The organism is Rhodococcus sp. 06-156-4 (genome assembly GCF_002259345.1).
Classification (GTDB): domain Bacteria; phylum Actinomycetota; class Actinomycetes; order Mycobacteriales; family Mycobacteriaceae; genus Rhodococcoides; species Rhodococcoides fascians_E.
Genome location: NZ_NPGB01000014.1, coordinates 258,477 through 269,263, shown reverse-complemented (window position 1 = coordinate 269,263; position 10,787 = coordinate 258,477). Strand labels below are relative to the sequence as shown.

Here is a 10,787-nt window from a genome sequence, read left to right as displayed (position 1 = left end):
CAGCGTGACGTCGACGTTGGCCTTGCGCAGTTGTTTCGCCGCGAAGAGACCGCCGAACCCGGAGCCGATGATGACGACGTGATGCCGATGTACTCGCTGCGCCAGCGCTCGGGTGAGTCCTGGACCGAGGGGTTTCTCGTTGGCGTGCAAGGGGCTACTTCCTTGGTGGATCGGTTCGGAAAACCTTTCGGTTTCAATTTCCAGTAAGCGTTGAGCGGCTCCGGTAAGCGGCGACGGCCAATTGCCTGTGTCTCATCCCGGTGCCGACTGAGTGGTCGACAAGACCACGATCAGGTCGCCACCTTCGACCTGCTGCAATCTGGCGATGGCAGTACGTTCGACTACGCCGGCTCGTGGAGCGGAAATCGAAGCCTCCATCTTCATCGCTTCGATAGTCGCGAGGACATCACCTGCTTCCACGCGATCGCCGATCTCGACAGCCAAGGACACAGCACCGGCGAACGGCGCTCCGACATGGGCAGGATTCGAACGATCTGCTCGCTCGGTCGTTGGATGCTCGGACTTCGCTGCACGATCCCGTATCAGGACAGGCCTCAACTGACCGTTCAAGAGACACATCACAGTTCGCATGCCGCGGTCGTCCGCTTCCGAGATCGCCTCGAGCCCAATGAGAAGGGTCACACCAGGATCCAGATCGACGTGATGTTCCTCGCCCTGCCTCAGGCCGTAGAAAAATTGGTTCGACGATAACAGGGACGTGTCGCCGAAACGCTGACGGTGATCTTGAAAGTCCTTGGTCGGCCCGGGAAACAAAAGCCTGTTGAGGGTGCCCTGGCGAACCTTCCCCCGCTGACGCAAGGACTCTGCGTCAGTGTCCGACACGACCCCGGTACTCTTGGCGACGTGTCGGCCGGCCAAGGCCCGGGTGCGAAGTGGCTCAGGCCACCCCCCAGGGGGAGTTCCCAATTCGCCTTCGAGAAAACCAATGACCGAATCGGGGATGTCCAGTTTCGAAGGATCGTCCACGAATTGCTCGACTGACAGCTGGGCACCGACAAGCGCCAACGCAAGGTCGCCGACGACTTTGGAGCTAGGGGTGACCTTGATCAAACGCCCTAGTGCACGATCCGCATCCGCGTACTTGGCTTCGACCTCCTCGAATCGGTCGTTCAAGCCCAGAGCCACAGCCTGCTGACGCAGATTCGAGAGCTGACCACCCGGTATTTCGTGGTTGTACACCCGGCCGGTCGGCGCCGGAAGCCCCGATTCGAACGGTGCGTATGCACGGCGCACCGCTTCCCAGTACGGTTCGAGTGCACACACCGCATCCAAATCGAGGCCAGAATCGTGGCATGTATGAGCGGTAGCCGCGACGATCGCGGACAGCGCTGGTTGACTCGTTGCGCCCGCCAGCGGTGCACTCGCCCCATCGACAGCATCGGCACCTGCGGCAACAGCAGCGAGGTAGGTCGCAAGCTGTCCCCCAGGCGTGTCGTGAGTGTGGACGTGGATGGGGAGATCGAAACGCGAGCGAAGTGCGCCGACGAGTCGCGATGCTGCGGGAGCCCGCAACAAACCTGCCATGTCTTTGATTGCCAACACGTGCGCACCGGAGTCGACAATCTGCTCCGCCAAGCGCAGATAATAGTCGAGGGTATACAGGTTCTCACCTGGATCCATCAGGTTTCCTGTGTAACTCATCGCCACTTCTGCTACGGCAGAGCCGGTTTCGAGAACCGCGTCGACCGCCGGTCTCATCTGCTCGACATCGTTCAACGCATCGAAAATCCTGAAGATATCGATTCCGGTCGACGCTGCCTCGTCGACGAACGCGGAAGTCACGGTCTGCGGGTACGGCGAGTAGCCCACAGTGTTCCGCCCACGCAACAGCATCTGCAGACAGATGTTGGGAACAGCCTCACGCAGCGCTGCCAACCGCTCCCAAGGATCCTCGTGCAAAAATCTCAGGGCTACATCGTATGTCGCCCCACCCCACGCCTCCAGGGACAAGAGTTCCGGCGTAGTCCGAGCGACATGGCCTGCGACACCAAGTAAGTCACGCGTTCGTACGCGAGTTGCCAGCAACGATTGATGCGCGTCGCGGAAAGTGGTATCGGTAATGCCCAGCGCCGACTGGCGGCGGAGGTCGGCGGCGAACTTTTTGGGTCCGAGTGCCTCGAGACGCTGCCGCGAGCCGTGCGCAGGCGGGATCAACATGTCGACCGCGGGCAACTTGGTGTGAGGATAGATCGACACCGGCCTGTCCCCGTTGGGACGATTGACAGTCACCTCCGCCAAGTAGTTCAGGATCTTCGTACCTCGATCTGCAGAGCTACGGGATCCGAGTAGCTCTGGGTGATCAGCGATGAAAGACGTGGTCACTTTGCCTGCGCGGAAGTCTGGATCGTCCAGAACACCCTGGAGAAACGGAATGTTCGTCGCAACTCCTCGGATTCGGAACTCCGCAACGGCGCGACGCGCACGTGCAACCGCAGTGGCGAAGTCAGTTCCACGGCAGGTGAGTTTGACCAGCATGGAATCGAAATAGGCGCCGATCTCGGCACCCAGCACGGTACCGCCATCCAGACGCACGCCGGCACCACCCGGTGTTCGATATGCAGTGATTCTTCCCGTGTCGGGCCGGAAGTCACTCGTCGGGTCCTCGGTTGTGATGCGGCACTGCAACGCCGCGCCGTGAACCCGAATCGATTCCTGACTCAAACCCAAGTCTGCGAGCGATTCACCCGAGGCGATGCGGAGCTGAGCCTGCACCAGATCGACGTCCGTAATTTCTTCGGTGACGGTGTGCTCGACCTGGATACGCGGGTTCATCTCGATGAATACGTGTCGACCGTTCTCGTCTACGAGGAACTCGACTGTGCCGGCGCACGAGTAACCGATGGCCTTCGCAAAGGCCACTGCATCTGCGCAGATACGCTGACGGAGACCGGGGTCCAAGTTGGGCGCAGGAGCCAGTTCGATCACTTTTTGGTGGCGTCGTTGTAGCGAACAATCCCGCTCGAACAGGTGAATGACGTTGCCGTAGTTGTCAGCGAGAATCTGGACTTCAATATGGCGCGGGTTGATGACAGCTTGTTCGAGAAACACCGTCGCGTCTCCGAACGCGGATTCAGCCTCTCGCGCGGCCGAATCGACCGCTTCCCTCAGGTCGTCCAGGCTTTCGACACGACGCATACCCCGACCACCGCCGCCCGCAACAGCTTTGACGAACAGCGGGAACACCATGTCGGATGCAACACTCATCAAGTAGTCGACGTCTGTCGAGGGTGCCGATGAAGCGAGAACTGGTAGTCCAGCCGACCGAGCCGCCTCGATAGCACGAGCTTTGTTCCCGGCAAGCTCCAGCACCCGCGCCGGCGGTCCGACGAAGATCAGACCCTCGCGCGCGCAGGTCTCGGCCAGAGTGGGGTTTTCGGACAGGAACCCGTACCCAGGATAAATCGCACTGGCACCCGCCCTCTGCGCGGCGCCGACGATCTCATCGACCGAGAGATACGCACGCACCGGATGACCCTCTGTGCCGATCTGATAGGACTCGTCAGCTTTGAGTCGGTGGACCGAGTTTCGGTCTTCGTACGGATACACCGCAACAGTGGAGATACCCAATTCGTAGGCGGCGCGAAGCGCGCGGATCGCGATTTCACCGCGATTGGCAACGAGCAGTTTCTCGAGCATGTGAATCAACGCCTTGTCTGTGCGAACGAGGACGGAATGGTGGACGAGCACGACCGATCAGGGTCGAAGTCTGCTGGACAGCAGCGACTCCCTGGCCGACAACGGCGCCGATAGCCTCGCCGGAGCATTCACCGGCCTGCTCGGCGACCACCGAAACATCGAGTATTTGCTGTAAGACATTTAACATAATGGAAGCAAATCCACTTTTTGTCAAGGCTGGACACCGTCCAAGCACCAGACATACAGGTGCCGGACCTCAGCCTTCTACAGCCGCTGCAAGACGATCTCGTAGGTCCACTTTGCGGATCTTTCCGCTCATGGTCTTCGGAAAATCGTCCACCACGATCACCTGCTCGGGGCAGTATCGCTTAGCCAATCCAGACTCGACCAAGAAGGCTCCGAGTTCGGCCACGGTTAAGTCAGCACCTGGGTTACAGCGCAAGAAGGCACAGGCCCGTTCCCCGAGCCGGGAGTCGGAGTACCCGACTACCGCAGCTTCGATCACGGAAGGATGCTCGAAGATCAGACTTTCGACGGAGCCGACCGGGATGTTCTCCCCGCCGCGAATTATGATGTCCTTGCTTCGACCGGTGATCGTGACCGAACCCTGGGGCCCCCATTTCGCAATATCCCCGGTCGAGAACCACCCGTCCGTGTCGAATCCATCGCGAGTGGCACCGGGCTGGTTGTAATAGCCGACGAACATTCCGGTGCCACGCAACCAAAGCTGACCCTCGGTACCGATGGGCGCCTCGGTGCCGTCGGTATCGCGAATGCTGATCTCGGCGCTACCGAACGGCACTCCGTCCGTTTCACGATTGAGCTCTGTCAGACCCGGTCGCCCGGACACCGCGATCCCGAACTCGGTCATACCCCAGGCCGGGATCACCGTGCACCCCAGCGCCTGCTCCGCTGCGCGCATCAGTGGCCGCGGGATAGGTGCACCGGCGATCGCCACCAGACGGAGTGGGCTCGCCTTCCGCTCCTGAAACTCAGCTGCTCCCAGGAGGTCGATGACGAAGGTCGGCGAGCCGATCATGAACGTGATCCGTTCGTCCCGAATGACCTGCGCTCCGATTTCCGGACTCCACTTCTCGATGAACACTGCCGTTCCGCCCAAATACACCGTGAAGAGCGCTCCCCAGAAAAACCCTGTCGAATGCCCGACCGGCGACATGACCAAGTTACGCATCGGATCCCCGAGCGAGCCGGCGCCGACATGCGATGCCCATCCACGAATCACCACGTCGAGCGTCGCATGCAGGTTCATGACCGCTTTGGGCTCACTCGTGGTTCCCGAGGTGAAGGCCAATTGAGCGATACCGAGGGGGTCGGCGGGTCTTTCTTCGAATTCGTCGGCGACATCCGTCAATTCGTCGAGTGCGACCGTGCCGGGGACAGACTCGCCGGCCACCACGACTGTCACTGAGCCATTCTCGCGAAGGCGTGTAGGAATGGACGAGGTCACGACATCGCGGGAACCGTGGCGCCTGGACACGATCAACAGCTTCGTTCCGGTAGTTCTGGTCATGAACTCGACCTCATGGGTTCCGTACGTGATCGGTATCCCGGAGTACGTTGCCCCGGCTCGAAGTACTCCGTACACCACAGCCAGAAACTCTGCGGAGTTCGTCATCATCACTGTCACCACGTCACGGGGGCGGACGCCGTACGAGCGAAGCCCCGCCGCGACGGATCGACTTGCCGAGTCCAGTTCCGAATAGGTCATTTCCCGAACTGTTCGGCCCGCGTGGTCGACGCTGACTGCTGCAATTCGATCCGGATAGGACGCTGTAGCGTCGTCGAGATATTTGACCAACGAACTGTTCGACCACTGACCCGATTGTAGCCTCGACTCCGCTTCGGCTTGTGTGACGACGCTCCCGTCGGGAACGGTCGTGGTCCAATTCAAGTTAGCCTCCAAAGACTCAATGAAACAACAGCGTCGCTAATTTCGAAAGTGAAGGAGTGGGATGGGCTACGAGCTACAGCGAGCGTGCTGCGATCGCGCGGGCTCGAACCACCACAGGCGGGTCTATCATTTCACCGTCTACGGCGATCGCGCCTGTACCAGAAACCGACTTGTCGGCGTCAACAACTGCAATGACTTTTCGGGCCCAGGCGAGTTCAGTATCGGAAGGACGAAGTGCATCGTGAACCACATCCACCTGGCGAGGATGAATGCACAACTTGCCGCCGAAACCCAGCGATGACGCATGTGCGATATCTTCGACAAGTCGCCCGAGGTCGCCAACGGAAGTCGTAACGCCATCCACGGGTGAGGCCAACCCTGCTGCCGCGCTTGCTAACACCAGTTCCGAACGAGCATTACGGAATGCGTCGTAACAGTCTGGGGCGACCGCTAGTGCAGCAGCGAGGTCGATGTGCCCCAAAGCAAGACGAACAACACCATCGGTATCTGCGATCGATTCGGCCCGCAGAACCCCTCGCGGGGTCTCGATCAGCGGCACCAAAGGGACGCCGGCTTCTCGGTGTAGGGAACCCAACCATTCGGCGGCCTCCGATTTCGGAATCATGAGCGGAGTGCCCAGCTGCGACAGGGACGCAATCTCTGCGTCGTGCCAGGGAGACCCAGGCGGGTTGACTCGAACCATCGACAGTGGGCCGTGACGGATTGCCGACAGCCATTCGACGGCCGCTCGCAAGGCGGCCTCTTTATCCGCCGGCGCCACGGCGTCTTCCAGGTCGATGATAACGACATCCGCAGCTGTACTGTGCGCCTTCGCAACTCGATCGGGCCGTGATGCCGGCACGAACAGAAAGCTACGCGCCGACTCGATGATTCGGCGGGCCTCGTCTAGACAATCACTGTAGGGCGCCACGTCAGAACTTCCTCCGAGTCTCCGCCGGGTGCGCGGCGTGTCGTGGAGATCAGCAGATCCATCGCGTCAAACCCCGATTCATTGGTCACGATGCTTTCCACGGTTACAGATGACGTCAGAAAGTCCCCCTCGTGCACGGGTGCCACGTGATCGCATGCACGCCAGCCCGCAACGGTGATGAGCCCGGGAAGCGCCTGGCACAGATGATGAAAAGCGATACCGATGGAGTGTCCGCCGTAAACCAGTCGAGTTCCACCACCTGCCACTGAGTCGTGATGGACCCGCGCAAGGTTTCCGGTCGAACGGGCGAGTTCGGGAGCGCTGGAAACGATATCGCCGCCGAGCACTTCCAGCTCGTCCCCAACCTTCAGTGTCCGCGGCAACCGCGGGAAGGCGCCGAGGTTCCACCCTGCAACCGAGGTGAACGGATCGACAACACCGTCTGAGTGTTGCGAACGGTCGATCTCGTCGGAAAATCCCGTTGGCGGGGCGCCTGGAGCGAGCATGAGCATCGCACAACGTCGGTAGTCGAGCACGGTGCACCCGTGTTGGTCGACTGTAGTGATATGCAGAACCGCCAGGCCGGTGGGTGGCCGGCCGGACCGTCCGGAATTCTCCCGTAGCGCTTCGATGACTGTTGTCGTACGCAGGGTGTCCCCGATCATTGGCAATCGATGCAAAAACAAACCTCGGTAGAACAGGTTCGCCTTCACATGTTGCGTAGCGATGGTCGACTGACCGATCGAGATATCCCAAACGAGAGCAGGATTGGCGACAGCGCCACCTGTGACCGTGCGGGCGAGTTCGTGATCGAGCGACAACGAATGCCTGTTTCCGACGATCGCGCCGTGCACTGCTTGCAGACCGTCGGACAGAGTCACCGCAGGCGCAGTGTCGAAAACCTGGCCCACGGTCAATTCGTCGAAGTATGGGCTGCGAACACATTCCCGACCTGAAACCGTCACTGATCTCCTCCGTCAAAATTTTACAGCTAGTATAGTGTCAGATTATTGGAGCACTGGATAGAATCTGTCAAGCATCACCGCTAACGTCGTTTCCAACCGAGGAGCCGACGGAAGCCCGTTCGGTACTTGCCGCGACCTGTAGGACTTTGCGGCATTCGTCGAATCCGGACGAAGCACGTACGAAGCACGGACCCGACTGGAGACTTACGACCGTGACCCCTCACAAGCCATTCAAAGCCCAACAGGTCACGCGGCCTCGCGATCAGGTTGAACAGCAACTTCGCGAGGCGATCCTGGACGGTCGTTTCAAGCAAGGATCCAAACTTCCCCCCGAGACCGAACTGGCGCAACTGTTCGCAGTCAGCAGACCGACTGTCCGGGAGGCGTTGGGAGCGTTGGTCAGCGGTGGCCTCATTCGCAAGATCCCGGGAGTTGCCGGCGGCAGCTTCGTCAACACCGTGACTCCCGACTCGTTGAGCCAGATGTTGAGCGAATCGATGGACACCATCGTTCGAATAGGCGCACTGGACATCGCAGAAATCACCGAAGTCAGACGCCTGCTGGAGATACCCGCTGCGGAATGGGCAGCCCGCAACCGCAGCGATGCGGACATCGCAACGATGAAAGCTGTGATCGAGCTGCAGAAGAAGATTTCGATCGACGATCCGAACATTCCCGAGTACGACCGTCGTTTCCACTCTTCCATCGGCTATGCGTCCAAAAATCGGCTGCTCGCCGCATTCGTGTCTTCAGTGCACGACGCTACCCATCCAGCTCAGTTCTTGGAGGTCACACCAGAGGTCGCCCAAAAGACGGTCCGACAGCACATTGCGATAGAAGCGGCCATCGAAGCAGGTGACCCGACGCGTGCCGGCGCTGCGATGCGGGAGCACCTGGACTTCGTTCTGCAGTACTCGCTTCCATGCTGAATTCGGTCGGGCAGTGAACACCGTGCTTCACAAGAGGTAATTACTACTACTCGGCAGGTAGCACGTCACGCACGCGTCCTGCGCTGGGAGATCAATCAATGAGTACCAATTTGTCGCCGTCGAGGCCAGACCCGACAGCGCCACTGAAAATTGTCGTAACCGGCGCCGCCGGGTTCGTGGGATCACACGTCGTGGAGGCGCTGTCGACCGATTTGCGCGCGATCGTGGTCGCAACGGACGCGGGTGGTGAGACCAGGCTCGAGGAACTGGGACAGTTGAGTCGTGTCAGCACCAGGCTCGTGGATCTACGCGAGCCGTCTGCCCTCGACTCGCTCGTAGACAAGAGTGACGTAATCGTGCACCTCGCCGCGGTGCGAACCCAGGCATCATCCGAGAGGCCGCGAGACGCACACGACGTCAACGTCGGGGCGGTGTACGACCTGCTCACCGCCGCGCGGGCCGCAGGCACTCGACGCTTCGTCTTCGGCTCGTCTCATACCGTCTACGGCTCGTTCTCGGACCCACACCGCGAACCCTTCACCGAAGACCAGCCCTGGCCACTCGCCGGACTGAACATGTACGCGGCCACCAAACTCGCCGCTGAGGCCTACCTGGAAGCGTTTGCAGCGTCCGGCGGACCGGACTATCTGGCATTGCGACTGGGCACTGTGTATGGCCCGCGTAGCAGTCCCGGCGGGAACGCGTCGCTGATGACGGATCTCATCGCAGCAGTGAACGCAGGTTCTACGCCCACCATTCCTTGGGCATCCAACGCACGACACGGCCTCATCCACGTCGCCGACGTCGCAGAAGCCATCTGTCGTGCGGTCTTCTCCGATGCCACCGGAATGCCGATCAATGTCTCGGGTATCCCCCGCACATCCAGCGAAATCTATGGATCTCTGGCGCAGCTGGCTGGTGCCGATCCTGCCTCGATCGTCTTCGACGAAAGTCGCACCCGCCACCAGTTGGTAAGCCAAAAGCGGATGCAAGAGGTTCTCGACTTCACCCCGAGAGTCGAGCTCGAGGAGGGCTTGCGTAGCGTCATCGACTGGGCTGGTATATCCACTCGGACTTAGCCATTGCGGCCGAATGTCCCATCACGACACAATGCCGGCGCCGACTCGTAGGAGTCGGCGCCGGCATCGGGTTCAATCCGTTCTTGCAGAACCGCTTGCGATGACTCCACGTTCTCGTAGCCCGTGGAGCTCGGCCGCACTCAGTCCCAGCGAGTCCCGCAAGACATCGTCGGTGTCGCGCGACAGCTCCGGAGCAGGCTTCGAGTGTGCATGTTGGTCGCCCCATCTCCATGGCGCGGCGGTACTCAGCATGGGGCCGACACCTGGTTGGTCGATTTCGCGAACAATACTGGAGGTGTCGGCCAGGGCCGCCTCAACCACCTGCGCCATATCGCGATAGGGACTCCAGAGCACGCGCGATTCGTCGAGACGCACTCGCACTTCGTCGAAATCTCGTGCAGAGAACCACGGCTTCAGCACGGATTCGATCGTTTCGCGATACCGGAAACGCTCCCCTTCGTCGCCGAGATCCGCGCCGAAGGTTGTAGCCAGTGCAACGAAGACATCCTCGGTTCCCGTGGCCCTCTGGAGAGCGTGCCATTGGCCTCGAGTCAACGCGATCACCATGAGTCGGCGTCGGTCGTTGGTCTCGAAGTCGACACCGAACGTCCCGAACATGTGGTTGCCCAGACGTGGCCGTGCTGTACCCGATTCTCGGGCCTCGGCCAGCCATCCCATTTCGGCTACACCGGCGAGAGCCACGTCGGACAGGGCCACATCGATTTTCGACCCAGCTCCGGTTCGATCTCTGCGGACGAGGCCGGCGGAGACAGAGTTCGCGGCAATCATTCCAGTGACAAGGTCCCACGCGGGCAACACGTGATTTACCGGTGCCGTCGAGTCTCGTGGACCGGTCATGAGAGGGACGCCGACCTCTGCGTTGATCGAGTAGTCGACGGCGGGAAGGCCGCCGCGGCGGCCTTCGATATGAACGTGGATGACATCGGACCGGCGATCGGTGAGTTCTTCGTGCCGTATTCGCTGTCGGCCAACCATGTTGTCCACGAGAATTCCTCGGCCTGCTCCGGGGGCTGTGATCAAGCCCAAGAGCAACTCCCGTCCCTCCGGCGTGCGATGGTCGATCGTCACTGACTTCTTGCCGCGATTGAGGTTAGCCCAGAACAGGCTCATGCCTTTGCGCGAGAGTGGCCACCGTCCGAAGTCACTTCCGCCGCCGGGCGGGTCTACTCTGATCACCTCGGCGCCGAGTTGGCTCAACGCGAGTCCGGCAGATGGCCCTGCAACGAACGAGGCAGCTTCGATAACACGTACTCCCCGGAGTGGTCCTGCCGCCGCTGATGTCGAATCCGACAC

9 protein-coding genes are annotated in these 10,787 nt (G+C 60.6%); 3 read left to right on the top strand and 6 right to left on the bottom strand.

Going from position 1 to position 10,787, the window contains the following annotated elements:
* Positions 1 to 105, bottom strand: a 105-nt coding sequence (locus tag CH290_RS30195; protein WP_170947604.1) for an NAD(P)-binding protein, incomplete at its 3' end; no start/stop codon positions are given.
* A 147-nt stretch (positions 106 to 252) separates the two neighbouring features.
* Positions 253 to 3,657, bottom strand: coding sequence for a pyruvate carboxylase (locus tag CH290_RS09380; RefSeq protein ID WP_033190812.1), 3,405 nt, complete (start codon positions 3,655 to 3,657; stop codon positions 253 to 255).
* Between the two features lie 19 nt (positions 3,658 to 3,676).
* On the opposite strand from CH290_RS09380, the gene CH290_RS30520 reads away from it, so the two are divergent.
* Positions 3,677 to 3,832, top strand: coding sequence for a hypothetical protein (locus CH290_RS30520; protein WP_170947596.1), 156 nt, complete (start codon positions 3,677 to 3,679; stop codon positions 3,830 to 3,832).
* Positions 3,833 to 3,913: 81 nt separating this feature from the next.
* On the opposite strand, the gene CH290_RS09375 is transcribed toward CH290_RS30520, so the two are convergent.
* The 3 genes from CH290_RS09375 to CH290_RS09365 form a co-directional block, all read right to left on the bottom strand.
* Entirely contained in the window at positions 3,914 to 5,476 is a 1,563-nt protein-coding gene (locus CH290_RS09375) for an AMP-binding protein (protein ID WP_230621149.1), read from the bottom strand.
* Between the two features lie 166 nt (positions 5,477 to 5,642).
* On the bottom strand, positions 5,643 to 6,500 hold the full coding sequence (locus CH290_RS09370; protein ID WP_080748823.1) for an HpcH/HpaI aldolase/citrate lyase family protein: 858 nt from the start codon (positions 6,498 to 6,500) through the stop codon (positions 5,643 to 5,645).
* A complete protein-coding gene (locus tag CH290_RS09365) occupies positions 6,476 to 7,465 on the bottom strand; it encodes an acyl dehydratase (RefSeq protein ID WP_033190811.1) in 990 nt (329 codons plus the stop codon). Before CH290_RS09365 ends, CH290_RS09370 begins: the two co-directional genes overlap by 25 nt.
* Before the next feature lie 212 nt (positions 7,466 to 7,677).
* On the opposite strand from CH290_RS09365, the gene CH290_RS09360 reads away from it, so the two are divergent.
* Positions 7,678 to 8,394, top strand: coding sequence for a FadR/GntR family transcriptional regulator (locus CH290_RS09360; RefSeq protein WP_033190810.1), 717 nt, complete (start codon positions 7,678 to 7,680; stop codon positions 8,392 to 8,394).
* 98 nt (positions 8,395 to 8,492) lie between these two features.
* A complete protein-coding gene (locus tag CH290_RS09355; RefSeq protein WP_052083375.1) occupies positions 8,493 to 9,473 on the top strand; it encodes an NAD-dependent epimerase/dehydratase family protein in 981 nt (326 codons plus the stop codon).
* Positions 9,474 to 9,545: 72 nt separating this feature from the next.
* Here the strand turns inward: CH290_RS09355 and CH290_RS09350 are convergent, their stop codons facing one another.
* On the bottom strand, positions 9,546 to 10,787 hold the full coding sequence (locus CH290_RS09350) for a CoA transferase (protein ID WP_033190809.1): 1,242 nt from the start codon (positions 10,785 to 10,787) through the stop codon (positions 9,546 to 9,548).

Coding starts and splice junctions, on each gene's coding strand:
- CH290_RS09380 (WP_033190812.1), bottom strand. CDS start 3,657: ATGCTCGAGAAACTGCTCGTTGCCAATCGCGGTGAAATCGCGATCCGC.
- CH290_RS09355 (WP_052083375.1), top strand. CDS start 8,493: ATGAGTACCAATTTGTCGCCGTCGAGGCCAGACCCGACAGCGCCACTG.